General features: G+C 38.9%; 1 protein-coding gene. It reads left to right on the forward strand.

Features of this window, described 5'->3' with window-relative positions; all coding sequences use genetic code 11:
- The coding region (locus AAEY78_RS13490; RefSeq protein ID WP_352339832.1) for a hypothetical protein at positions 1-265 on the forward strand (265 nt) is incomplete at both ends.

Here is a 265-nt window from a genome sequence, read left to right on the forward strand (position 1 = left end):
GATTATTATTTCAACTTGACGATGACACTACACTCACAACAACGATTGATTATATCAAACAAGACTTAGGTGGTAATCGTTTGCGTGGCGTTCCCGTTGACGATGATGGTAACTTTTTGGTTGATCCAAGCTATAACGCTAATGAAAAATCCGACTATCAAAACCTTGAAGCAACAATATTACAAGCTGACTTACAGCATCATTTTAGCGATGAGTTAAGTGTTAATACCACAGTGCGTTACCTTGATAACGAGCGTGTTCAGGG

Origin of the sequence: Psychrobacter sp. 16-MNA-CIBAN-0192, assembly GCF_040309565.1 — a bacterium.
GTDB lineage: Bacteria > Pseudomonadota > Gammaproteobacteria > Pseudomonadales > Moraxellaceae > Psychrobacter.